Source organism: Mycobacterium sp. Marseille-P9652 (genome assembly GCF_902652685.1).
Lineage (GTDB): Bacteria > Actinomycetota > Actinomycetes > Mycobacteriales > Mycobacteriaceae > Mycobacterium.
This window is the reverse complement of record NZ_CACRUY010000023.1, coordinates 51202-76659: the sequence shown is the minus strand read 5'-3', so window position 1 is coordinate 76659 and position 25458 is coordinate 51202. Positions and strand designations below refer to the sequence as shown.

The window sequence follows — 25458 nt, the reverse complement described above, 5'->3', positions numbered from 1 at the left end:
CCCCCGACCCCCCGCCGCCAGGCCCGAGCCCCGGTGGTGGACCGTGCGGACCGCGACGCGGTGGCACGTCAGCTTGGGCGCGAGCCGCGCGGTGTCCTGGAGATCGCGTACCGCTGCCCCAATGGCGAACCGGCCGTGGTGAAGACGGCGCCGCGACTTCCCGACGGCACTCCGTTTCCGACGTTGTACTATCTCACGCACCCGGTGCTGACCGCCGCCGCCAGCAGGCTCGAGACGACCGGCCTGATGCGCGAGATGACCGAACGGCTGCGCGAGGACGCCGATTTGGCTTTGGCGTATCGGCGGGCCCACGAGTCCTATCTGGCCGAGCGCGACGCGATCGAGCCGCTGGGCACCACGTTCTCCGGCGGTGGCATGCCTGACCGGGTGAAGTGCCTGCACGTGCTGATCGCCCACTCGCTCGCCAAGGGGCCGGGCTGCAACCCGCTCGGCGACGAGGCGCTGGGTTTATTGGCCTTGGAGCCCGCGATGGCGGGAATTCTGGAAGCGGGCCGGTGGTGAGCCGGCTCGCCGGAGTCGATTGCGGCACCAACTCGATTCGCTTGCTGATCGCGGACTTTCGCGACGGCCGGCTGATCGACGTGCACCGCGAGACGCGGATCGTGCGGCTCGGTCAGGGTGTCGACGCGACGGGCGAGTTCGCGCCGGAGGCGATCGCCCGAACCCGGGCGGCGCTGGCCGACTACGCCGCCCTGATGCGGGAAAACGGTGCCGAGCGGGCGCGCATGGTGGCCACGTCGGCCGCCCGCGACGTCGCCAACCGGGAGGACTTCTTCGCGATGACGGCCGACGTGCTGGGCGGAGTGCTGCCCGGGACGGTGGCGGAGGTGATCACGGGCGCGGAGGAGGCGGAGCTGTCGTTCCGCGGGGCGGTCGGTGAACTGGATTCTGCTAGAGCCCCTTTCGTCGTCGTCGACCTCGGCGGCGGCTCCACCGAGATCGTGGTGGGCGGCGAGTCGGTGGCGGCCAGTTACTCGGCCGACATCGGCTGCGTGCGGCTGACCGAGCGCTGCCTCAAGTCCGACCCGCCGACGGCCGAGGAGGTGGCTTACGCGCGCGAGGTGGTGCGCGAGCGGCTCGCCGAGGCGCTGCGGGTGGTGCCCGTCGAGGAGGCGCGGACGTGGGTGGGGGTCGCCGGCACGATGACCACGCTCTCGGCGCTGGCGCATGGTTTGACGACGTACGATTCTGCGGCCATTCACCTTTCGCGTGTGCCCGGCGCTGACCTCCTCGCCGTGTGCGAGCGGCTGATCGGCATGACACGCGCGGAGCGTGCCGCCCTCGGGCCCATGCACCCCGGACGCGCCGACGTCATCGGTGGGGGAGCGATCGTCGTCGAGGAACTGGCGCGCTCGTTCCGTGAGCGCGCCGGCATCGACGAGCTGACCGTCAGCGAACACGACATCCTCGACGGGATCGTGCTGTCGATCGCCGGGTAAGTCACCAAAGAGGGCCGAGCCCAGCACCTCTTCGGGTACTTTGCACCCATGCGTTTCGCGGTCGCGGTGGTGTCACCGCCCGACCACCAGAACATCAGCGGCCAAGCTTTCAACGAGGTCGCCGAGGCGCTGCACCATGGCCTTCTCGCGCTGGGCCACGACTCGGTACTGACCAACCGGCTCGACCTCGACGACCGCCGCACCATCGTGCTCGGGGGAAACCTCCTCGTCCAATACGCCTTGGAGCCGCCGAAGAACCCCATCTTCTACAACCTCGAGCAGTTGGGTGACGACCTGCCGTGGATGACGATGCCGGAGTTCGTCGACCTGTTCCGGCGCTACCCCACGTGGGACTACAGCGAAGCCAACGTCGAGTACCTCGCTTCAATGGGCTTGCCCCGGCCCATCTACGTTCCGATCGGATACGTCCCCCAGCTGACCCGGATTGCCCCCGCCGCCGAGGACATCGACGTCCTGTTCTACGGCGCGCTCAACGCGCGCCGATACGCCGTTCTCCGGGAACTGTGCGACCGCGGTCTTCGCGTCAAATGGCTATCGTACGTCTACGGTGCGGACCGCGACGCCTGGATCGGACGGTCGAAGGTCGTACTCAACATGCACTACTGGGAAGCGAAAATCTTTGCCATCGTGCGTGTTTCGTATCTGCTCGCCAATAGGCGGCCGGTGGTCTGCGAGCACAGTGCCGACCCCACGTTGGAGCGCGACCTGGCGTCGGGCATCGCGTTCGCGGACTACGGCGGACTGGTCGATCGCTGTGTGGAGCTCGTCGGCGACGAGCGCGCGCGACGCGCGCTCGCCGAGCGCGGCTTTCAGGCTTTCGCCGGCCGCGACCAAGCCGCCATCCTGCGGCGCGCGTTATCGGAGGGTGTGAACGATGAGGCCGATTCTGGCCTCAATGTGCGCCGCGAAGGCACGGACCGCAGCGCAGACCTCCGCGAGCGCCAACTCTTTACCTTTGGGCTGTTCAAACACAAGGCTGCGCAGGAGCTAGATTGGTTGCTGGCCAAGGTCGAACGCAACCCCGAGGATGCGCGGTCGATCTTCTTCCTCGCCGAGACCTACTGCCGCATGGAGGATTTCGCCAACGCGCGCAGGTGGTGTGAGCGGCGGGTCGAGATGGGCGGCTGCGACGAGGAGGTCTACTGGGCGCTGTACCGGCTCGCGGAGTCGATGTCGAACCTCGGTGAGCCGTGGCCGGTTATTGAGGACGCCTACCTCAAGGCTTGGAAGTTTCGACCGACGCGCGCCGAGGCGTTGCACGCCATCGCCGTTCGGTATCGCGTCGAGCAGCGCTACAAGTTCGCGTACTTGTTTGCCCAGTGGGCCGCCGAAATCCCATTTCCCGAAGAGGATCTCTTTGTCCCCAGATACGCCGACGTCTACGCGTGGCGCGCAACCGATGAGCAGGCGGTGTGCGCATCCTGGATCGGTAAGCATGCCGAGGCGTTCACGCTGTGTCGGCGCCTGCTTGCCCGCCCCGACCTGCCCGAGGCTGATCGGCAACGGATTGCGGCCAACCGCGATTTTTCGGTGCCGGCCATGCTCGAGGCGGCCTCCCCCTGTCCCCAAACTGTGGTGCAGTCCCTGGCCGCAGCTCCCGGTGAGCCTGAGGTCACCGTCAGCCTGATTGCCGGACCCGACAGCGAGACCACCGAGCAGACCCTGAACTCGTTTCTGACCTGCTGCCTCGATGTGTCACGCGTCGGGCGCTTCCTGGTGCTCGATGCCGGGCTGTCCGCCGCCGACCGCGCTAAGCTCCGAAAACGCTACGCGTTCCTCAGGTTTGCCCGTCGCAGGTCCGGCGACAAGCCCGCCCCACTGCTGGCGCAGCTGCGCGACCAGATTCACGGACGGTTCTGGCTGCATCTGGGTACGGGCTGGCGGTTTTTCGCCCCCGAGAGCTACATCACCCGCCTGACCGCGGTGCTCGACGCCGAACCACAGGTGTTTCAAGTGGGCATCAACATCGACGATGCGGCCAAACTCACCGGCGCCTGCGCAGCGGAGGAGGCGGTGCGCCGGACACCAGCCGCTGGCCGCTACCTGCTCACCGACGTAATTGCCACCGGCCCGGCGATGTTCGACACCGCGCGCCTGGACCGAGCCCGCGGCGGACACAACACCAACCCCAACCCGCCTGCCCAACACAGCCGACCGCCCACCGGCGCCGGGCCGCGCACCGCCACCCTCGACGAAGTTCTTTGCATCTACAGATGTCTGGCCTGAGAGGTTAGTACGTGGCTGGCGGGTGGCTGACCTCCGAGTGCGGTGTGGCCGCGGTGATGATTGTAGGTGTGGAGCCAGCGGAGATATTCGGCGCAGCACTCGGCGTCATTCGTGTAGAGGCGCGAGTAGGCCCATTCATCGGCCAGGGTGCGTTAGAAGCGTTCCACCTTTCCGTTGGTCTGAGGTCGGTAGGGCCTGGTGGGTCGGTGCTCGATGTCGCCGAGCGCATTGCGAAAGGCTGAGATCGGTATTAACAGCCGTTGTCTGTCAATACCTTTCGAACACTAATCCCGCACTGGTTGAAGCAGGTGTTGGGCGCGGTCCCAGAAGGGGCCGCGGTCTCTTTGCGTTGATCGGCGAGCATCTCGCTGTAGATCGGTCGAGAGTGGCTGTCGATCGCGGAGTGCAGGAAGTGGTAGGGGCGTAGCGGGTGTCGGTACTTATTGAAGACTCCGCTGGTCTTGTCCACGCTGGCGTTGTGGCCGCCTTTGGTGCGGCCGAGCATCCGCCAGCCGCCACCGGCGGGGATCTTGCCGAGCTTCTTGACGTCGACGTGGACTAGATCGCCGGCCGCTGCGGATTCGATCCGGCGTACGACCCGGCCAGTGGGGCGGTCCAACCAACGTAGTCGGGCGAGCCCGTAGCGGGTCAGCACCCGGTGCACAGTCGAGGGGTGAATGCCCAGCAGATAGCCGATTTGGACTGGTCTCAGCGGCGGATGACCCGAACTTCGAATTGTCCGTCGTTCGGTTGCCTTGCCGCCCGCTTGTGGATACTGTTACAAACACAATGTGGCGCTTGGGTTCACACAGGAAGAGTCGGCCTGGCACCGGGCACTCGCCACAGACCGAAACGGAGATCCAGTTGCCTGACCAAGAGAATCTCGCTGACGAGGTCGAGACCTCGATGCTGGAGGCCCGGAAGGCGCTAGCCGAAATCATTCGAGCCGCAGCGTGGCGAATCTGGAATGCGCGGGACGAGCGCGCCGAGGGTGTACTGACGGGCCAACTGACAGCCCAACTCGCAGACCTCACCTACGCCTTCGCATGCTTGGAAGGGGCTCAGCACGAGGTCTTTCCCAGCACCCGGCAGAAGACCGCCACCTCGCTGCCGCCGAAGACCGCCACCTCGCTGCCGCCGAAGACCGCCACCCCGCCGCCGCCCAAGACGACCTGGAGCTAGCGCCCCACCACTGCGACGGGACCGGCTCGATGGACTTGCGCAGGACACCGATGGACTCCGCCTGATCGCCGCACCATTGTGCTCGGCAGAGACCTCCTCGTCCAGTACGGCTTAAAGCCACCCAGAAAAGTTGCCGCGTCTCGTATTACGCTTTCCCCCGGGGGTATTTCGTCGATGCCGAGCACCGCCACGAGCTCGGGTTCGCCGGCCAGCACCGGGTCGGCGGTGGCCGTGACCGCACCATGGCTGGTAGTCCACGTGCAGCCGTAGGCGGCGGCGACTGCGGCCACCGAGCGGTTGTCGTCGAGCACCCGGCAGGGCCAATTCCGACTTGGCGCGCGCCGTCACCCGCGCCCTGTCCGGAACGGCCGGAGTTGCCTCGGTGAAAAACCTTGATCTCACATAAAGACGTTGGCACAGAGCCACTTACGTTTGCGCCGGATGATATGCGGGCGATCCGGGCCGATCTTGATATCACGCGGGCCGGCTGGTGACCCAATCCTTGGTCCGACGACCGGATCTTGCACTTCCAGCATTTGCCGCCCCATTCCTCGACAGTGCCGACAACCACCGTGCGGACACCGTCGGGGTCCAGTGTCACGCGTGTCGACGACGGTTCCTTCGAGGCCGAGGAGCAATGAATTACCCTTGGACAAGCTCGCGCCTTTCTGTGATTGGATGCGTGAGAACACCCAGTTCACAAGGGCGCGAGCCCTCAATCAGTCACCGACAGCAGACCCCCGGTGTCGCAGACGCGCTGCAGAGATAAGGTGCGCGGAAGATGTTGCAGACGAGTGAATCACCGTGGATGTCGTGGCGCAGGCGAGGAAGGACGGGATCGCCGCATGAAAGTGAAGATTTCGGAGGTAACCCTGAACCCAAGCGGCGACCTGATCGCTGGTGCTTTTCTCGACCAGCCGTTGCCGGGTCCGGTAGACATATACGCGTTGAAGGTCGTCGGCTGGGTCGTAGGTAAGGAGCCTGTAGCCGAGGTAGAGTTCGTCCACGAGTTCGAGGTGGTCGCGCGCTGCCAGCTAACTGTTTCGCGGCCGCAAGCGGCCGAACTGTATGGCAGCAGTACGCCATTGGTGGGGTTCTCAAAGGCGATCGGAACGGTCGGCCTCACATCGGCCTTCACAATTCAGGTGAGGGTTGTCTTCCAGGATGGACGCCGACGCCAGATCGCGGAAATATGCGGCACGCAGCAGCTAACCTCGGCCTTCACCCCGTCCATGCAGCCAATCATAGTTACCAATATCGGCCGATCGGGCGGCACCATGCTGATGAGGATGCTTGCGGAGCACCCGGACATCACGGTCGATGAGCGGTTTCCCTATGAGAGCCGCGTCTGCAGCTACTGGATGCATTTCATACACGTGCTAGCCGCACCCGCGGAGGCGGAGGCTCCGGAGTTCTGGTCGGATCCAACACGGCTAGCTCCGTTCCCTTATTATTTGAATCCGGACGGTACGGACCCGGTAGGGCCACAAGCTATCGACCGCTGGTACGGCTCCGGTCAGGTCGAGGAATTCGCCCGCGTCGCGCAGGCCGCTGTCGAGTCGTTCTACCGGGAGTATGCGAGCGCGCGAACAAGCGCGACGCCTGCATTCTTCGCGGAAAAGGGCGGCGTTGGGCACTCCTACATCCGCCCGATAATGCGGCAGCTTTACCCGCGCGGCCGGGAGATATTCCTCGTCCGAGACCCCAAGGACCGCTTAGCTTCCGTCCTTGCGTTTAACGCTCGGCGCGGCTATCACCATTTCGGTCGCGAGCAGGTTGACACGGATGAACAATACGTCGACGTCATCCGTGCGCAAATGGTGGACCTTCTAGAATCCTGGAAGCGCTCATCACATCGCGGCCCGCTTGTCCGTTACGAGGGCCTAATACGTTCGCCTACCGAACACATACGCGCAATGCTCGATGCTCTGGAGCTGGACTCGTCGGCGAATATAATCGCCGCAATGGTTAGAGCTGAGAATGAAGTCACCGCTGATGTGAATGCCCATCGAACATCGCTATCATCGATCGGCCGCGGGACGCAAGACCTCGAACCACGGCTACAAAAGATCTGCGACGAGGCGTTTCGCGAGTTGCTCGAGGAACTTGACAGACTTGACGGCAGTTCGTATTAATTTGTCTAGGTGCTGTCAGCTAAATGCGGGACACACTGCTAGCCCAAAGCTCGCCACAAGCGGCTTGCCACACCAATAGGCGAGCATAGGGATTTGGTTCACTCCGGATCCCGACCGAATCCCGACCAATCCAGTACCTGACTTGGGGCCATCGTTAGGTGGCAAGCCGACCGGGACCGCAGGCGCCGTTTGGCGCCGAGGACTGGAATCGGCGCTGTAGACTCACAGCGGCTCGACAACCCTCGGCCGATTCCCCGGCGAGACCAGCCATATCAGTATCATCTGGGCCGTCCTTGACCGCGTATCGCGTGGCTGAGGCGGACTGGCAATGAACCCCGTGCGTATTCTGGTTTTTGGCACTAGCTAGACCCCGCATTGCGACATCTTTCTGAGCCTTGGCGTCGAAGCGGCGCACCACGCCTCACGCGTCGGTTATTGCTTTTGAGACCTCATGCGCATGCGTTAGCATGCTCAACAGGTGATGCATGTGTTCGCTCGCCTTGGCTTTCCTGGGGGCCTCTACGTGGATTTGGTCGAAACATTTCGGCAGTTCATTTCCCGCCAGCCTGTTGGTTTGGCGGCCGATGGTCAGTTTTCTTTCAGTGCGTCAGAGGAAGAACTGGCGGGCGCCCGACTCCAGTTGCTCGTCGGTAATCATGTCGTCCACCGTGCCTCGGCGATGCAGGACGATGAAGTCTTCCGATTCGTGAACCGCGGTTCATCGATCCTTGTGCAGGTGAGCCTCGGAACGGTCGGCATGCGCGCGCTGGATCGCGCACCGGTTGATGCAAAAGTTTGGGTCCAGAGCAACAAGAGCGCTTTTCCGCTGGCGCTTGCCGATATCGGTTTGCTTGCCAAGCAGCCCAAGACGTACGACCTGTTGGCGGCACGAGTCGAGCGAAGCCAATGGGGCATCGATGCCGTCTTCAAGGTCGGAGAGGAACTTCACGTCATAGGCTGGGCCCTGCGGCATTCGGCGGGCGACATGCCCATAGTGTTCATCGATGATCGGCCAGCACTGGAAGTGGGGCCGGCGACCTCGGCACGTGCGGAAAGGCTCTACTGGTTTCTGGACGAAGTGGATTCGCTCGGGTTCTATGCGCGGGGACCGAGCAGCACGCTCGACGGCTTCGCCAGGATCGATGTCAGGTTCGCGAGCGACCCGATCGACAGTGCCCAACGCCGCCGCTTTCCCGACTACAACTACATCGGGGACATCGACCGGCTTCCCGCGATTCCGCCACCTGAAAACATCCATCGGGTTTCCGGGCCGACTTCGAACGCAGTGTCTTACCTTAATGGCGGGTATTCGGACTTCCAGCGTTTCAAATGGATGGCTGAAACCTTCGGCCCCCGGGCGGAAATCCGTAACGCGAAGATGCTCGATTGGGGCTGCGGCTGCGGACGTATCGCCAGGCATATGCTCGCGGCGGGCGTGGACATCACGGGCATCGATATCGACGAGGGCAATGTCGAATGGTGCAACTCAGCGCTGAAACGCGGAAGCTTCGTGGAAGTGGACCTCATGCCGCCCATTCCGCTTGCATCGGATTCTTTCGACGTCATCATCTCCAGCAGCGTCCTCTCGCATCTCACGGAGCCTGTCATGCATGCATGGCTCGAAGAACTTGCGCGTGTTCTCAAGCCCGACGGCGTTGCGCTGCTCTCGTACAACGGCGACGGCACGTCATTCGTTTATGCGTCGCGCTCGCAGGACGCGATCGACCAGCTCTGCAACTCCGGGTGCTTCGACCGCTGGAAGACTCCCGACCTCGACTCGTTGCCGATCGATCCCGAGTATTACCGCCTGACGCTGATGACAGACCAGAAGGCGTCGCAGATCTTTTCGGCGCACTTCGTTCACGTCACGACCGTCAAGGCCGCCGTTTCGGGGCACCAGAACGTCGCCGTACTCAAGAAGCGGAGGCATGGCAAGTAAGTTCGGATGTGTGGGTTGGCCAGGATGGCTGGCTCTTTCTTTCCGGTGGTTCGAATGAAGCGCCTCGTTACTTCGCCGAGAAAGGATTCTTCGCGTCGCGTTATGCATGGATGCAGTTGCTTTCGCTGAGGAACGACGGTTGGCGGCGGAGAGCGGATGCCGAAGGCCATACGGAAGGCCGTCGAAGGCCGTGGTGCCTCGGTGAAGTGAGAATTGAGCGCTGCCGATGGGTCAATTCGGTAAGCTTTGAGCGCGCCGGTCTGCCCTGACCGGACTGCTAAACGGACAGGACAGCGCCCGGCATGGTATCCAGCGAAGTCACTGCACCGATCCTCGTCATCGGCATGCACCGATCAGGGATGTCGGCGACGGCTGGCCTCCTGGCCCATCTCGGCGTCTATCAGGGAGTTCCGGAGCGATCGCAACCAGGAGATGTCCACAATCCCGAGGGGTACCACGAACTGCAGGATGCCGTAGCCCTCAACGATCGCCTGCTCGACTGGTGCGGCTCGGCCTGGGACCTTCCACCCGAATTGGGCGATCCGCATCTCGCACAGTTGCAGGCACCACCCGACCTGGTCGCGCGGCTGAAGTCGTTCGTCGCCTCGATGGATGCCGAAGCCCACACCGTCGGGCGGCCCTGGGCAGTGAATGATCCTCGACTCAGTGTGCTGTGGCCCTTCTGGTTCGAGGCGAAGCCGACCGCCCGCGTGGTGCTTTGTGTGCGCAACCCGGCGGCGATCGCTCAGTCGCTCAACATCCGCAACGGATTGTCGCTCCGATTCGGGCTCAAGCTCTGCGAGCAGTACTTCGAGCACCTGCTCAGCATTCCCAAGGAGCGAATCGAAGCGCAGGTTCGTTACGAGGAACTAGTTTCCGATCCGGAAAAAGTGGCGCGAGACCTAGTGTGCAACCTGCGCCTCGAGTTGGACATCGACCGAACGAGGACGGCCATTTCCGGCGTCAAGGCCGAGCTGGCACGGAATCGAGGACGGCTCGAATCAATGCCGGCCTCGATCGATTCTCACAGCATCTCGCGGGCGTACGCGCGACTGCTCGCGCACGGCCAGGCTGCGGTGGTCGAACCGCTGAACCCGCCCACGCTAGTCATCGCCCCAACGTCGTCGCCTGCCGGCGCGGCGTTCGAGAACGAAGGTTATTGCCCGATCTGTGATCGACGCAGGCGCTTCGTAGCCATCGAGTTGCCGATGCGCGACCATTACCTGTGCGAGGAATGCGGCAGCCTCCCACGTGAACGCGCGCTAATGCTCGTGATCGAGCGGGAATACCCGAATTGGCGATCGCTGAGGATCCACGAATTCGGCCCGTTGAACCGTCCGGTCAGCCAGCGCCTGCAAAGGGAGTGCGAGGGCTACCGCGCGACTCATTGGCTAGACGACACTGGCGGCGGCCGCCGCTATGGGATGTACATAGCCGAGCGGCTCGAATGCCTGTCGTTCAAGCCCGAGACCTTCGATCTGCACATCACGCAGGAGGTGTTGAAGCACCTCGAGTCTCCTGCCGCTGCGTTCGCCGAGATCGCGCGGACGCTCAAGCCCGGCGGGGCGCATATTTTCACTGTGCCACTGGTTTGCCGGGATCAGCCCTCACGCCAGCGGGTGAGGCGCACAACGGAAGGCTTAGTCGAGTTCCTGGAGCCCCCGATGCACCACGGGAATCCCGAGCAGCGCGGAACGCTGGTCACCATGGATTGGGGTCACGACATCGCTTGCTTGATCCGCGACGCGAGTGGGCTGGAAACGCGCATCATCGACATCGACGACCTCGAACACGGGGTGCGTGGCGAGTACAGCCACGTGTTGATCAGCACCAAGCCTCCTCAGAATTGTGGGGAGGACGTTGTGATCGCGGTCGAGCCGGCACGGCTAGATCAAACCGGTGGTGTCAATATCATCGACCCCGAACCGGTCGCCGAACTCGGGCGCCGGGCGGCTGCGGCCGGTCCAGGTACCGCCAGCCTCGACGAGGACCTCTGTCAAGGATCGAGCACCTCTGAGGCAACGACTCCCGTGGAGGTGTCCAGCCTAAATGCCTGCGCACCCCGCCTCATTCTCGCAGGGCATTCCCATCTCCGCGCCATGGCCGGACGAGAGATTTATACCGAATCGTCGGAGCTGGTTGCGGGCCCTGGAGGAGACGGCACGTTTATTATGGTGGGCCCAGGGCCTGAGCGGGACATGAGCTACTTCGATACCCTCGCCGATCTTGCAACGGGCGCGGATGTCGGCATCGTTTGGAACGGCAACGAGCACAATGCCCTCTATTTTTTCGAGGCGGAAACGCCGTTCGACTTCCTTTCCCCACATGTGCCGAAGATGAAGCCCTCGGCGCAGATCGTGTCGCAGGCCGCCATCCGGGACAGCTTCCAGCAGTTCAGTTACGATTTTCTCGACGTGGTGTTGAAGCGGCTGGCGACCGCCGGGTTGAACCGTATTGCTCTTATCGGCACGCCGCCACCGAAGGGCGACAATGAGGCGCTACGGGCATTATTGAATACTGAAGGATTTACTGAAGAATTCTTTGTCAGTACGGCGGCGCAGCTTGGGCACTCCGTGGATACGGTTCCCATCACCGATCCCTATGTGCGACTGAAGCTTTGGTATCTGCTGCAGGACATGCTGGCCGAAGAAGCCCGCATTCGGGGGCTGATGTTTATTCCTGTTCCCAAGGAAGTTCAGGATGCCGACGGCTTCCTGAGGCGTGAGTTTTGGTGGGACGATGTGACCCATGCCAACCAAGCCTATGGCAACGTGATGTACGAAACCGTGGTACGGGCTTTCAATTAGAGAAAACAAATGGCGCAGCATCCCTACAGCGATCAACCAGACCGGGCCTTTTGGTCGCGCTCCGTTGCAGGCAACTGGTCGCCGATCGATCTAATCACGGCGAAAGAACTGATCCTAAGGGCAGACAGCCGGGTCATGTCAGCGGGAAGTTGCTTTGCCGCAAACATCGTCCCGCATCTGGAAGCCGCCGGCTACCATTACGTGCGGACTGAGATGGCCCAGGCGAATGACCGATTCGGCTACGAACTTTATTCGGCAGCCTACGGAAACATCTATACGGCAAGGCAATGGCTTCAGCTCATCGACCGGGCCGAGGGGCGGTTCCACCCGCGCGAAGACCGCTGGGTGACGCCGGACGCCGTCATCGATCCGTTCCGACCAGGGTTGCCCTATCCGGCCGAATCAGAAGAGGAATTCGATCTGCTGACTCGCTCCCACCTGGCTCGGGTGCTGGCCGCGATCCTTGAATGCAACGTTTTCATCTTCACCCTGGGGCTGACGGAAAGCTGGGTCTCGGCCTTCGACGGCGCGGTATTTCCCGCCTGCCCCGGAACAATCGCGGGCACCTTCGACCCCGACAGACACCGGTTCGTCAACTTCACCGTCGGCGAGGTCGTCGCCGACATCCTGGGCTTCATCGACCGGATGCGGGCCATCCGGCCGGGCTTGAAGATTGTGTTGACGGTATCGCCAGTGCCGCTGGTGGCGACCGCCACCGGCGAACACGTCTATGCCGCGACGGTGTACAGCAAGTCCGTACTCCGTGCGGCCGCCGCGGAGGCGGTCGCCGCACGGCCGGATGTCCTCTATTTTCCCGCCTATGAAATTGTCACCGGCCCTGGCGCCGAAACCCATTTTGCTGATGACCGGCGCACAGTGACGGTTGACGCTATCAAGACGGTAGTGGATGCGATGCTGAGCCACAGCGAACCTCCGGCGTCCGGAGGCGACGGCGCTCGGGACCGCAGCCGTGCGTTGGAGCAATTGTCGCGTCAGCTTGCCGAGCGCGAATGCGAGGAAGTCATGACTGACACCAAATAGCTAGTTTCTTCTAGTAGACCGTCCCCCGCCGCCCGTTCGAACCGGGCTAGCATGACCGTAGCGCGCAGAGCGGGCGATGTGGTCCAAACACGTGGAGTTCGAAGTCGAGTGCATCGACCGCATGTTTTTGAATGTGTGGGTGCCGCAGTCGTCCTGCTGAGCCGGGGTGCAGGACTCCTTCGTGCGTCGGAGGTCGTGACCAACCACGCGCGTTGTCTGGCCGCGCTCACGGCCGCCGATGGCGCGCGCTGATGGATCCAAGCACCAGACCGCCATCGCTGATGGCACTCATCAGCGATACCAGGATCTCGTGGACCGCCGCTTCTATGCCGCGGCGCCAAATCGGCTGTGGGGGGTCGACTTCAAATGCCGACATCGGCATTTGAAGGCTTATGCCGACATTCCAATTATGCCGATGGCTTTAGTAATGATGCACTCCGATAACGCTTTTGGGGATTTTTGTCGGCATAATCAAAGCCAGGTGAGCCAGGCCAGGATGTCAGGTTCGGGTGGGTAGGCCCCTGGTTTGACGTTGGGTGGTCTGGTGAACCGCTTCGGCGAGTCCGGAGACTTCCTGATGTGAGAACTCATCCGGCGGCTGGTCTCTGGCGTTGAGCGTAGTAGGCGGCCTTTAAGTGTGCGGGTGGAATATCGCCGCAGTACTCGTAGAGGCGGCGATTGTTGAACCAGTGCATCCATTCAGCGGTCGCTAGCTCTACTTCCTCGACGGTCCGCCAGGGCTTGCGGGGCTTGATCAACTCGGTCTTGTAGAGGCCGTTGATGGTCTCGGCGAGCGCATTGTCATAGGAGCTGCCAACCGCTACGACCAAAGGCTGGATTCCTGCCTCGGCGAGGCGTTCGGTGAACCGGATCGAGGTGTACTGCGATCCAGGATCCGTATGGTGGACAACATCTTTCAAATCCAGAACTCCCTGTTGTTGGCGAGTCCAATTCGCCTGCTCGATCGCGTCGAGCACCATCGAGGTGGCCATCGTGGAGGCGACCCGCCAGCCCAGGATCCGCCGCGCGTAAGCGTCGGCGACAAAGGCAACGTAGGCAAACCCTGACCAGGTCGACACGTAGGTGAGGTCAGCTACCCATAGCCGGTTGGGTGCAGGTGGCCCGAACCGACGCCCCACCAGATCGGTAGGGCGCGCTGCGGCCGGGTCGCCGATCGTCGTCCGGCGAACTTTCCCTCGGGTGGTCCCCGACAGACGCAATTCCGCCATCAACCGCTCCACGGTGCATCGGGCCACCGCGACGCCCTAGCGGTTCAGCGCCAGCCACACTTTGCGGGCACCGTAAACGTCGTAGTTGGCGACGTGGACCCGTTTGATGTGGTCTTTGAGCCCTCCGTCGCGGATCTCACGACGGCTCGGTTGATGATTTAGCTGGTCGTAGTAGGTCGATGGGGCGATCGGTACACCCAGCTCGCTTAGCTGGGTGCAGATCGACTCGACGCCCCAGCGCAGACCATCAGGGCCGTCACGGTGGCCCTGATGCTCAGCGACGAACCGGGTGATCAGTGTGTTGGCCGGTCGATCGCGGCCGCGAAGAAAGCCGATGCTGTCTTCAGAATCGCGTTAGCCCTGCCTAGTTCGGCGTTCTCCCATCGCAGGCGCTTGAGCTCAGCCGACTCGTCGGTCGTCGTTCCTGGTCGTGCGCCGGCATCGATCTGGGCGTGGCGCAGCCAGCGGCGCACCGTCTTAGCCGTGCCAATACTCAGCAACCCGGCGCCCTCAGTGATTGCTGTCCATTCCGATTTGTCCTGATCGCTGATGTCGGCGACCATCCGCACCGCCCGCTCACGCAGCTCCGGCGGATACCTCTTCGACGAACCATCTGACATGACTCCATCCTTTCCAAGCGATGGAGTCTCCGGACATCCCGGGGCGGTTCACATCCGCGATTGCATGCCGTACCCGCAGCAGGGCATCTCGCAGCCACCGGGAGCCACTGCAAGCGCCCCGTCTAGCCACACTAGGGTTGCTCATTGATGATGTAGAGCCTGACGACCCAGTTAGGAGAAATCGTTGCCTGAGACGCCGCAAGGTCAAAATAAAGTCATGTGGCCATCTGATACTCACGCAGGTGCCGAGCTGGCCAACTTGTTGACGGTAACGGACGATGGCCAGGGGGTTTACGTTACATTCGGGCATTTCCCGCCTGACCCCGCACCGAGGACAAGCGCGGCGGGCGTGGTGCCCCGCATCGTATCCTCGGTCTATATCAGCTACGCCAACGCCAAACTTCTGGCGGAAGGTCTCAGCATCATATCGCGAGGAATGCAAACTCGACGATGACCCAGCGCGCGGCCTCTGCGGCGGGGGACGGGGGCCTCCGTTTTCTCTTGCCGGAGGCCGGCCAGCGCGCAGGTTGTTTTAGGCCAATACGGCAAAACGTTGCGCCGAACCCGGCGAGCTCGACGATCAGGTCGATCATGCAGTCCGCTTGGCGGAGAATGGTGCCTACGTTGACGACATATGCGTCTTCGACGCGTGCGTCGCTGCCGCGGCGCCGGATCTCGGTGGGCAGGATCTCTGCCATGCGCGCTTGCGGTCATTTATTTTATCGCCGCCATCGTTTTGCTCCTGCCTTCCACCAAGTGCGCGGACGGTAGTTGGTCGTTCAGTGAGCACCCGCACGCCAGCGGCACATGCTACGGCCACGGCGGTGGGGTCTGGCCCGAGATCGCGCGGACGCTCAAGCCCGGCAAGCCGCATATTTTCACTGTGCCACTGGTTTGCCGCGATCAGCCCTCACGCCAGCGGGTGAGGCGCACAACGGAAGGCTTAGTCGAGTTCCTGGAGCCCCCGATGCACCACGGGAATCCCGAGCAGCGCGGAACGCTGGTCACCATGGATTGGGGTCACGACATCGCTTGCTTGATCCGCGACGCGAGTGGGCTGGAAACGCGCATCGATCGACATCGACGACCTCGAACACGGGGTGCGTGGGGAGTACAGCCACGTGTTGATCAGCACCAAGCCTCCTCAGAATGATCGAAACGGAGGAGAGTCGCTGCCGCCCGCATGAGGCTCAGGGCTTTTCCAGCAGGGTGACGCGGTCCAGTGCCGGCATTCCGCCCCAGTCGATGGTCTGGTCCTCGAGGATCACCAGTCCCGCCTGGTCGGCCAGAGTCTTGAAGATCGCCGGTGTCATGTAAGCGCGTGCTTCAGGGTTCTGGCCGAAGCTGCGGTCCGGGTTCTCGGTGTAGTTCGAGTGATGGAACAGTGCACGGCCGCCCGCTTTGAGGATCCTGTGCGTGTCGGCCAGATAGGCGCCCACAACGTCCGCATGGAAGTGCACCATCGCGTCATAGCAGAACACACCGGTCACGCTGGCATCCGCGATGCCGGTGAAGCCCACACCGTCATTCAATTCAACCCGGATCTTGGGAAAGGGGCGGAGGCGCTCGCGTGCGAATTCGATGTTCTCGGGCAGCACGTCCATGCAGACCAGCGAGCCGACGAGGTTGTCGTAACGCCGGCCGATCATCTCACCGTGACGACCGTGACCGCACGCGAGTTCGACGAGCGTCTCCAGGTCCATGCGTTGGAACAGCTTCAGGAAAGGGCTATTCTCACCCCAAAAGACGTGGATCCATTGCTCGGCGATCGCGTAGTACGGCGAGCCCTTCCACACCTCGGCGTCCTTCTGCGCAACGGCCTTAACGTCTTTCACTCGCTGATGCCTCCTGCGATATTTGTCGCACGACCTTACACGAGTCGCCGCCGTCTCTGGGCGGCCGCGAAGAATTCGCGTGCCGTCCGCTTCGTACCGGGGAGCGAGTCGAACGCCTGCGATTCGGTCTCTGATTTCATCGGCTTCCTCGAAAAGCCTGCCACGCCTCCAGTTCGTCGGCTGTTCCGGAAGCTATCTTCGACGCCGCGCTCGTATCCCAAGGTCATCGCCGAGACCAGGGGGACCTCGCCGATGCCTTCCTCGCGGAAGAGTTCGCGCCAGCGCAACAGTGTGGCCGACAGATGGGGAGCACGTTCGGCCGGTAGACGATCAGCATCGGCTTGCCGTCGACGCGGATATTGCGAGGATCGGGGAAATAGGGGGGCACGCTCCTGGCGAACTCAAGGTCGAGCTCCGGGCGGTGCTTCTGCTGCATCAGCACGTCGCGCTCGCTGCCGTCCCAGCGCCAGCTCCAGCTCTCGCTGGCCCAGCACAGGCAGAACGGGAAGTCGGGCGACCCGCTTTCCACCATTTGGTCGAGAGGGCGCTGCAGCAGGCGCTTCCCGGCGAACCAGCAGCAGTAGCAGATGCCGTGGAGCCATGGCTGCGGGCCAGGTCGGCCTGTGCCTCACGGATGGCGGGCACGCGCAGGTCGTACTAGCCCCAGGTCCGTCGGATACGCGGCTGCTGGTGACCAGGGTAGAGCGGCATCGCCTGGGTCACGTTGCGCCACTCGGTGAATCCCTTGCCCCACTACAGATCGTTTTCCGGGATGGGATGGAACTGCGGCGGATAGAAGGCGATCGGCTTAATGACCCCCTTGGACCGTGCTCTGCAATGCGCTACCGACGCTGCGCCGATACCACAGGTTTTGCTCTCCTGCGCTTCGAGGCGGCGCTACCGGCCTTATCCATCGGCGCGGCCTTGAGCTGATCCTCGACGCTTTGCCGATACTTCGTCTGCAGGCTGCGTACCCTGGCCGGCAACTTCAATCTCTCCGCGCCAAGCGCATGGCACTGCGCGATCTCGGCAACGTGCTTGTCTGCCTTGAGGGCATGCGTGACGCTTTCTGCATGGCGCCGGTGCACGTTGAGAGGATCGGCGATGTAGGCGATGCGCGCACCCGGTGCAGTCAGTACTTCCAGATACAAGCGCCAGTCACCGGCCATGCGGAAAGTCTTGAGTTCTTCCTGGCAGGCATCGAGCGCGCGCAATAAGGCCTCCCGGCGCCAGACCACGGCACTGACGTTGAGGATGAGATTGCGAACGGCGAGATGACGGCGCACGAAGTCATCCCCGTCAAATGTGGCCGACGTAGCCAGTGTGCCGCGGCCGTCGTGCTCGTAGTAGTTCTTGTAGCTGTCCCACAGCGGGCTGCCGTCGTAGTCGATCGTACGGCTGTCGGAAAAGCCGAGGCTGATCGCGGGGTCGGCCTGCATCGCGCCGACCACGGCGTCGAGAAACTCGGGGTCCGTGAGGTCGTCGGCCTCGGCGATCCACAGGTACTCGCCGGTCGCCAGTTCCGCGGCCTTGCGCCACTGTGCGAACACCGACCCGGAGTTCGCGTCGCTGGGCAGGAGCGTCAGCTTGCGATTCCACTCCCTGGCGATCTGCGGAATCACGTCCAGGCTGTCGTCGCTGGAGCAGTCGTCGAGCACCATTATCTCGTGCACGGGGTGGGTCTGCTGGAACACCGATGCCAGCCGCGCCGGCATGAAGCGCGCATAGTTGTAGTTGGGGATGGCCACCGAGACGGTAGGCAACTGGGGAATCGCCAGCCGCAACAGCTGTCGAACGTAGTCACCGAAATCGAGATGGGTGCCCACGAACTCTTTGCGTCGCGCGGCATCCTCCGCACGTTTCCCACCGCGCACCAGACGGGCCAGTTCCTTGCCCATGGCGATGACATCGCCGGGCGGCACCACGGTGCCCATCCGATGCCGGGCCAGGAAATCCGGCATGCCACCCGACCCGTCGAACACCAGCACCGGTAACCCCGCGGCGAGCGCCTCGTGAACGACGGTGGGAAAAGGGTCCTCGCGCGAGGTGAGCACGAAAGCGTCGGCCGCGAACAAGAAAGTCTCGACGTCCTTTCGATAACCCGGCATGTGGAAACTGCCCGTACTTTTCGCGCCGTCGATATCCGCGGTCAGCCAGTCGCGCACGGGCTGGGATATGTCACCGATCCAGCAAAAATGCACTCGCTGCTTGCACAGGTGGTTCGTGTGCCGCCACAACTGCAGGAACAGGTCGAAGCCCTTGCGTAAGTCGGCGTAACCGATCCCGAGCACCAGCTTCTCGCCGGCGGCGATACCGAGTTCCTCACGGATGGCCGCACCGCCATCCTCCGGCTCGGCGAGCTGCGTGTACATACCCTGCGGTAGCAACAGCATGCGGTCATCCACTTCCACTCCGACTTCGGCGGCGACCTGGTCGCGTACGACAGCGGCAGGGAACACGGCATGACGGCTCAGTTCCAGCGCCGCCTTGGCGCTGGCCGCAAAGTTTTTTTCGCGGATAATGCGCGGCAACTCGTGGACGAGGCAGATCGAATCGATGCCGTGATTCCGCAGATGGGGCAGGATCAGCCCGGCCGCAACGGTATTGACGATCGCGTGCGCGAAGCCGCGCATCTTGAAGCCTTCGACCTTGGCCGCAAGCGTCCCTCCGTCGGCCTTGGTCACTGGTGCCACGTCGCGGTAGGTTTCCTCCAGCGTGCCGCCATCCAGCAGCAGAAACTCGACCTGCACACCGCAGTCGCTCTGCAGCCGACGCGCGATATTGACGAGCAGATGTTGCGCGCCGTGGGGCCAGGCATCATGACCGACCAGCAGAAGCTTGTAGTCGCCCGACACGGCGCCGACGACAGCACGACCGGTGGCGTTCAGGTACGCCGAGCCATAATAAAGGTCCGGCTCCAAGTACGCCGCCTCGCACCACTCGTTCCAGGCATTGACGCAGACGAAGTGTTCGCCGAAGAACGGCTTCTCGCATGCCTTTTCGATGAGCTGGCCGAGCCAAGCCTGATACTTCGCGGGCGTCGAGCCCTGGAGAACAAGCCCGTCGCCTTGCCGGCGCGCGTCGTTGTCCCAACTCGGCACAGCCGTCTTTATCAGCGGGAACGAAGGCATTGGTTCGTCAACCGAACGGGCAACGACGTCGTCGTAATTAAATATTTGGCCTGTGAACTCGATGTCGATGAGTTCAAGCTGTTCGTACATCGGCGGGTCGTACATCGGCGGCAGGTCAGCTGCCAGCTTGTGTGGCGGGAACTCGACAGCGCCGTCAAAGCCGAACTCGTCCGGATTAGTCGCATAGAACTGCGCCATTATCAAAATGGGATCCTCATCGAACCTTTCCTTGAACAGGGCGCGCCAGCGTATCAGCGACTTCTTCGGCTCCGGGATGGTGTCCGCGCGATAGATCATCAGCAGCGGACGGCCGTTGATGCGGATGTAACGCTTGTCTTTGAAGTGGTGGACGAAGCCTTCGAGCACGTGCTCGTCGTCGTCGGGTTCGTAGTCTTGGGAAATCAGTACATCGCTCTCAGCGCCGTCCCAGCGGCGCGTCCAGTTCTCATTTGCCCACAGGAGGCAGAACGGCATGTCGATGGACGGATCGTCGAGGAACTGCTCCAGCGGCTTTTCCATCAGCCGCTTGCCGTTGAAGTAGTAATAGTAGTAAACAAAACCGTAAATGCCGGCGCCCTTGGCCATCGCCACCTGGCGCTTGAGCGTGTCAATGGAATCCAGCGAGTAGAAGCCGAGATCGCGCGGAATGCGCGGCTGGTAGTGCCCCTTGAAGCGCGACACGCCGCGCGCGATGTTGGTCCACTCGGTAAAGCCCCTGCCCCACCAACGATCGTTCTCGGGAAAGGTGTGGAACTGCGGCAGGTAGTAGGCCAGCACCTTGGCCTTGCGCGGCGCCGACGGTGGGATGGGTTTGAACTCCTCGAAGTCCGCCGAGGGCCGGGTGAACTGCTTTACCGCGCGCGGAATGGAGGCCTCGTCATCGGGAGGCGCGCCGTACACGCCGGGTTGATGCTTGTGATCGAGGTAGTGCAGGAACGGGTTTTTCTCGAGGTCACCGCCCAGGTAGCGCTTTGCGTAGTAGCGGATATTGAACGAAGGTGAAGGATTGCGTCCTTCGCGGTAGCCGGTGAACAGGAAGTGCTCGAACGCGTCTATGCCGGCGTCGCGCACGTCATTGTTGGCGGACCCGTAGTACTCAACATCGAATTCCGGCAGCGGGCTGAACCGGCAGGTTGTGCGATTCGCGAGATAGTGGGCGAGCGAGTTTTCGTTCTCGGGGATGGCGTAGGCACGGCGATACCAGGCCGCGTCGAAGATGCGACTTGGTTGCCGCCCTTCGAGATCGCCCATTATCACGAAGTGATACAGCGGCTGGACGCCCGCATCGCGGACGTCAGGGTAGACGCGCAAATACCAGGCGGGGTCGAAGTACAAGTTTGGCCGCCGACCTTCCCGGTAGCCTTCGAAGAAGAAGTGCCTCAGCGCCTCGTGTTCGGTCTGGAAGCTCGTCCCGCAGGCATTGTTGTAGTAGTGCCAGTCGAACAAGCCCGATTGCCGCACCTCGTCGAGTTCGGCCTGCGCGGCATTGTCACGCTTTTCCACCCCCTTCCCGTCTTGGCCGGGTATGTCGCGCTTGGGCGAAATGCCCAGTTCCCGGCCCTCGATCAGGAAGTGCAGCAAGGGGTTTTCGGCTTTGAGCCCGCGCATGGCGCATTGCTCCAGATAGTGCGCGGTGTCGAATTCCTCGTGCGGATCGCGCCCCTCCGCCGCGCCGTGTTCCAGGTAATGCAGGACGGGATCGACTCCGCGGTCGGCGACATCCTTGTACTTGCACAGATAAAAATCGGCGCTGAAGAACGATGACTCGGAAATCAACTCGTATTGGTCAACGAACGAGAGGGCAGCCGGGGGGGCTTTGTGTCCGATACGGGATTCCTGACCGTCCATCCCCGAAACCTATCGTGCGATCTCGGATTGAATCACTGTTTTGCGAACCCTTTCGGCAGGTCCTCGATCGCGACCTGAGCCTGTCGATATCCTAAGCATTGTAGATGTCCTTGATCGGTGCTAGCGCGCCCCGGTGCGCTGATTTCGGCAGCGCAGCAAGGACATTGGGTTGCGTGTGAAATCAGCACCTTTGTTCTTTGCCGGGAATACCTCGAGCGCCGCTTTCCGGAAGCCCAGCGCCCCGTGCCTGACAGCCAGCACCGCGGCCGATCATCCCACGGCAACGGCAATCGCGCAGCAGATCGGCCCACGACTCGCTGGATTTGCGACAGACGTCGCTGATCGCCACCAGTTCCTTGCGGCCACGAGCGCGCACGCCCAGCATCACTAGCAAGCAGAGTTTCGCCTTCTCTGGGCGGACCTTGAGATGGATGCCGTCGACCCACAGGCGCGGGAGCTCGGCCCAGACGTAAACACCGAACCGAGACTCTCGAATATCCTCGACCGAGGTGGTTTCGGGCAGTTGCACTAGACAGCCAGACCTGAGATGCAGAGCACTTCGTCGAGGCTGGCGGTGCGCAGCCCGGCGCGGGCGACCAGTCGGCCAGATTGGGCCGGCGGATCTGGGTTGTGCATACCGCCGGCCCGATCCAGGCGTGCGGTCTCAAACATCGCCGGGCCACTGGCCACCACATCGGTCAGCAGGTAGCGGCCGGTGTCGGGTGCCCGGCGCACAGCCTCCTCCGCTGCGCTGGCGCCGGTCAGCTTGACCGCATCTTCGAAGTTGATGCCCACTTGAAACACCTGCGGTTCGGCGTCGAGCACCGCGCTCAGGCGGGTGATGAAGTTCTCGGGGGCGAAAAACCGCCAGCCTTTGCCTAGGTGCAGCCAGAATCGTCCGTTGATTTGCGCGCGAAGCCGCGCCAGCCGGGCGGCGGGCTTGTCGCCGGATCGGCTACGGGCGAACTCGAGAAAACCGTAGCGTTTGCGCAGCTTCGTGCGGTCGCGCGCGGATAGGCCGGCATCGAGCACCAGGAAGCGCCCGACGCGTGCCACATCGAGGCAGCAGTTCAGGAAAGAGTTCAGGGTCTGTTCGGTGGTCTCGCGGTCGGGCCCGGCGATCAGGCTGACGGTGACTTCGGACTTACCGGGAACTGCGGCCAGTAAGTGCATCACTGCGTCGGGGTAGGGTGCGGCCGCCTCGAGCATGACCGGCACCGAAAAGTCGCGGTTGGCCGCAATCCTTTGCCGATCAGGCTCGGGCAGGTCGAGCCTGCCCAGCAGGCCCCGACACAGCGTGAACGCCTCGGCGTGCTCACCGGTCCGGGATGCGCACACCGCCCGCTCATCGGTTGCGCGCCAAGCGTAAACCTGGGTGATCTCTGCCGGGAGAAGGAGATCCTGCTCGGGAAATGGGATTTCGCCGGCGCGCTGGGCAAGCAGGTAACCGAGCCGGTAGCGCTCGAGTTGGCGATACGCTGTGGCGACGGCAAGTAGCGGCTCGGCGCGGGTCGGTCGAAAGTACCAGGCGCTCAGGTAGGCGTCTTCGCAGTCTGGCCACGGTTCGCCGCATTGCTGCATTGACTGCGCGAGCCGAAACATCGAGTAGTAGATCTCCTCGTCGCAGCCGCGCATCTCGGCCCGACGCGCATACCACTTGCGGGCGTCGACGAAATCGCCCAATTGGAAGTAGGTGTGGGCTAGGAACAAGACCGACCGCGCATCCTCGGGATTGTGTCTGACCTTGGCCAGCAACTGATCGCGTTCTTGGTCAGCCTTATGCCTGAGCAGGTTGCGGTTGCGGAGCTGATGGTCTGCGCTGTGGCCTTTGTATTTGAGGCGCACATCGATGCACGCTTCGTCTCGCGCAGCGGTCTGGTAGGTGACACCCTGGATGCCTTCCGTCAGAGCGCGCTGTACGACGGCGACCTGGTCGCGAGCGGAGAAAGTCTGGTAGCCCCGCTCGGCGAGCTCGCGCCGCGCGCGCTCGTCGCCGAGGAGTTCCACACAGCGCTCGACCAATCCGTCGTAGTCCGCGAAAGCCACACTGGACCCCAGGTCGCATTCCAATCTCGGATCGGCACCACGCTCGGAGACCACCGCCCGCCTATTGGCGAGAAGGTACGAAACCCGCGCAATCTCGAAGATTTTCGCGTCCCAGTAGTGGATATTAAGGACGATCTTCGAGCGTGCGATCCAGGCATCGCGGCTCGCACCGAGGGCACCCGATAGCCATTTGACACGAAAGCCTCGGTCGTGCAGGTCCCTGAGAACGGCGTAGCGGCGCTCGCTGAGCATGCCGTAGAAAAGGACGTCGATGTCCTCGGGGGCTGGGGCGATCCGTGTCAGCTCGGGCACGTATCCGATCGGAACGTAGGTGGGCCGGGGCAGTCCCAGGGAAGCGAGGTATTCGATGTTGGCTTGACTGTAATCCCAATTCGAGTAGCGCCGGAAAAGGTCGACGAAGTCAGGCATCGCCATCCACGGCGAGTCGTCACCCAATTGCTCAAGGTTGTAGAAGACGGGATTTTTGGGCGGCTCCAGGCCGTAGTGGAGGAGGTGGTTTCCGCCGAACACAATGGTGCGACGGTCGTCGAGGTCGAGGCGGTTGGTCAGCACCGAGTCATGGCCAAGCGCCAGAAGAGCATGGTGCACTGCCTCCGCAACCTCGCGAAAACCCCCGCCGACGGTCGGATTGCTGGGAGGTGCCACAACCGCGACCGCAAACAGCATGGGTGCAGCATAGTAAAGGAATGAGGAGCGCTGCGTTGTGCGGATTTGTCAGTCACCCGGTTGCCCGCTGGGCTCAGGGCAGCCTTTCAAGCTCGTGTGTGATCACGGGGCCGACGAGAAGCATCAAGATGCCTGCGAAACATCATGTCGAGATTTCACTCCGGTGCGACTGGTCCCGCCATGTGAGCGGATTGGGCTCGGTTACCGTGATTTCGGCGCTCCGGGCACGCCGGCGACGCCGTAAGTCGTGCGGCGGCGCCGCGTTTGACCTGAGCCGGCGTTGCCTGGGCGGCGCTGCTGCCTGACCGATCAAGTAAGTGCGACGAGAGGGCCCGCCCGATGAACGAAAATGACATCGCGACCGGAAAGTACCGCTTGTCCGGCGTCTCATACATCGAATTTCTCAGCGCGCTGCACACCCACTTGACGCCGCGCAGCTATCTTGAGGTCGGCACAGCGACAGGGGATTCGCTGAATGTTGCTAGCTGCGACACGATCGCGGTGGACCCGGAGTTCCAAGTTCAGGCCGGCGCCACCGGCTCCCGGAAACGCACGTTTTTGTTTCAGATGACCTCAGACGACTTTTTTGCCACAGAAGACGCCCCCGCGCTGCTGGGACGGCCAGTGGATATGGCCTTCCTGGACGGCCTGCACCGGTTCGAATACCTGCTGCGCGATTTCATCGGCGCCGAGGCCGCCTGTCATCCCCGCTCACTGATCCTGCTGCATGATTGCGTCCCGGCGAACACGCGGATGGCCTCGCGGCAGCCCCGGGCTGGCGATCCCTCCGAAGGAGACACCGCTCACTGGTGGACCGGTGATGTGTGGAAGTTGCTGCCGATTCTGCGTGAGTACCGCCCGGACCTGCGGCTACACGTGCTGGACTGTCCGCCTACCTGCCTGGTCGCGGTCACCCGGCTGGATCCTGAATCGAGCGTTCTTGCCGATTGTTATTACGAGATCGTCGATCAGTACGCCGGATTGGTTCTCGACGAGGACCGGTTGAGGGCATTGTGGGACAAACTCGAACTCACCGCTTCGCGACCGCTTTACGAGCAACCCGACCGCCTGACCGAGCTATTCACCTTCTACTGACCCAATGTCGAGCCACCGCGTCTACCTCAGAAACAGCTCTAAAATTAAACCTGCAGGCCTGATGCGGGTCTTAATAATTTCTCGGTCAGTTGAGCATTGGTCTCGCCTTCCTCGACGGCCTCTGATATGCCGACCTTGGAGCGGCAATCACCGCAG

The 25458-nt window shown here is 62.7% G+C and carries 15 protein-coding genes and 3 pseudogenes; 9 read left to right on the top strand and 9 right to left on the bottom strand.

What is annotated here, in order from left to right:
* The first annotated feature begins 33 nt into the window (after window positions 1-33).
* The 3 genes from GPY60_RS14240 to GPY60_RS14230 are packed head-to-tail and all read left to right on the top strand — an operon-like array spanning window position 34 to window position 3707.
* Window positions 34-522, top strand: a complete 489-nt coding sequence (locus tag GPY60_RS14240; RefSeq protein WP_156688318.1) for a DUF501 domain-containing protein — start codon at window positions 34-36, stop codon at window positions 520-522.
* The gene (locus GPY60_RS14235) at window positions 516-1460 is read left to right on the top strand and encodes a Ppx/GppA phosphatase family protein (protein WP_156688310.1); all 945 of its coding nucleotides are present in this window, start codon (window positions 516-518) and stop codon (window positions 1458-1460) included. Before GPY60_RS14240 ends, GPY60_RS14235 begins: the two co-directional genes overlap by 7 nt.
* Window positions 1461-1508: 48 nt before the next feature.
* Entirely contained in the window at window positions 1509-3707 is a 2199-nt protein-coding gene (locus GPY60_RS14230; protein WP_156688309.1) for a hypothetical protein, read from the top strand.
* On the opposite strand, the pseudogene GPY60_RS14225 reads toward GPY60_RS14230, so the two are convergent.
* Window positions 3693-4458 (bottom strand): annotated as a pseudogene (locus tag GPY60_RS14225) (integrase core domain-containing protein); the annotation flags it as partial. The gene GPY60_RS14230 and the pseudogene GPY60_RS14225 sit on opposite strands and share 15 nt — an antisense overlap.
* Window positions 4459-4571: 113 nt before the next feature.
* Here GPY60_RS14225 and GPY60_RS14220 point away from each other — a divergent pair.
* The 5 genes from GPY60_RS14220 to GPY60_RS14200 all read left to right on the top strand — a co-directional run bounded on the left by GPY60_RS14220 (window position 4572) and on the right by GPY60_RS14200 (window position 12811).
* Window positions 4572-4889 (top strand): hypothetical protein, encoded by a 318-nt coding sequence (locus GPY60_RS14220; RefSeq protein ID WP_156688308.1) that lies wholly within the window; start codon window positions 4572-4574, stop codon window positions 4887-4889.
* Between the two features lie 845 nt (window positions 4890-5734).
* Window positions 5735-7024, top strand: a complete 1290-nt coding sequence (locus GPY60_RS14215) for a sulfotransferase (protein ID WP_156688307.1) — start codon at window positions 5735-5737, stop codon at window positions 7022-7024.
* Window positions 7025-7505: 481 nt separating this feature from the next.
* Window positions 7506-8963, top strand: a complete 1458-nt coding sequence (locus tag GPY60_RS14210; protein WP_231639649.1) for a class I SAM-dependent methyltransferase — start codon at window positions 7506-7508, stop codon at window positions 8961-8963.
* 302 nt (window positions 8964-9265) lie between these two features.
* Window positions 9266-11770, top strand: coding sequence for a sulfotransferase (locus GPY60_RS14205; RefSeq protein ID WP_156688305.1), 2505 nt, complete (start codon window positions 9266-9268; stop codon window positions 11768-11770).
* 9 nt (window positions 11771-11779) lie between these two features.
* Window positions 11780-12811, top strand: a complete 1032-nt coding sequence (locus GPY60_RS14200; RefSeq protein ID WP_156688304.1) for a GSCFA domain-containing protein — start codon at window positions 11780-11782, stop codon at window positions 12809-12811.
* A gap of 587 nt (window positions 12812-13398) precedes the next feature.
* Here GPY60_RS14200 and GPY60_RS14195 read toward each other — a convergent pair.
* The 8 genes and pseudogenes from GPY60_RS14195 to GPY60_RS14155 form a co-directional block, all read right to left on the bottom strand.
* Window positions 13399-14660, bottom strand: a pseudogene (locus GPY60_RS14195) (IS3 family transposase).
* 422 nt (window positions 14661-15082) lie between these two features.
* Window positions 15083-15358 carry a hypothetical protein gene (locus tag GPY60_RS26635; RefSeq protein ID WP_197283672.1) on the bottom strand — a complete coding sequence of 92 codons (276 nt, stop codon included), beginning with the start codon at window positions 15356-15358 and terminating at the stop codon, window positions 15083-15085.
* Between the two features lie 492 nt (window positions 15359-15850).
* Window positions 15851-16495: a class I SAM-dependent methyltransferase gene (locus GPY60_RS14180; protein ID WP_156688301.1), complete on the bottom strand. Its 645-nt coding sequence runs from the start codon at window positions 16493-16495 to the stop codon at window positions 15851-15853.
* 223 nt (window positions 16496-16718) lie between these two features.
* Complete coding sequence (locus tag GPY60_RS27735; RefSeq protein WP_156688317.1) at window positions 16719-17084, bottom strand: glycoside hydrolase family 99-like domain-containing protein; 366 nt, start codon at window positions 17082-17084, stop codon at window positions 16719-16721.
* A gap of 68 nt (window positions 17085-17152) precedes the next feature.
* Window positions 17153-17236 (bottom strand): annotated as a pseudogene (locus GPY60_RS27730) (glycoside hydrolase family 99-like domain-containing protein); the annotation flags it as partial.
* A gap of 101 nt (window positions 17237-17337) precedes the next feature.
* Window positions 17338-21474 carry a glycoside hydrolase family 99-like domain-containing protein gene (locus tag GPY60_RS14165; protein ID WP_156688300.1) on the bottom strand — a complete coding sequence of 1379 codons (4137 nt, stop codon included), beginning with the start codon at window positions 21472-21474 and terminating at the stop codon, window positions 17338-17340.
* A gap of 181 nt (window positions 21475-21655) precedes the next feature.
* Complete coding sequence (locus GPY60_RS14160) at window positions 21656-22003, bottom strand: transposase (RefSeq protein WP_255457241.1); 348 nt, start codon at window positions 22001-22003, stop codon at window positions 21656-21658.
* On the bottom strand, window positions 22003-24207 hold the full coding sequence (locus tag GPY60_RS14155) for a hypothetical protein (protein WP_156688299.1): 2205 nt from the start codon (window positions 24205-24207) through the stop codon (window positions 22003-22005). Before GPY60_RS14155 ends, GPY60_RS14160 begins: the two co-directional genes overlap by 1 nt.
* Window positions 24208-24546: 339 nt before the next feature.
* Here GPY60_RS14155 and GPY60_RS14150 point away from each other — a divergent pair, with 339 nt between their 5' ends.
* Window positions 24547-25302: a class I SAM-dependent methyltransferase gene (locus tag GPY60_RS14150; protein WP_156688298.1), complete on the top strand. Its 756-nt coding sequence runs from the start codon at window positions 24547-24549 to the stop codon at window positions 25300-25302.
* Window positions 25303-25458: the final 156 nt, after the last annotated feature.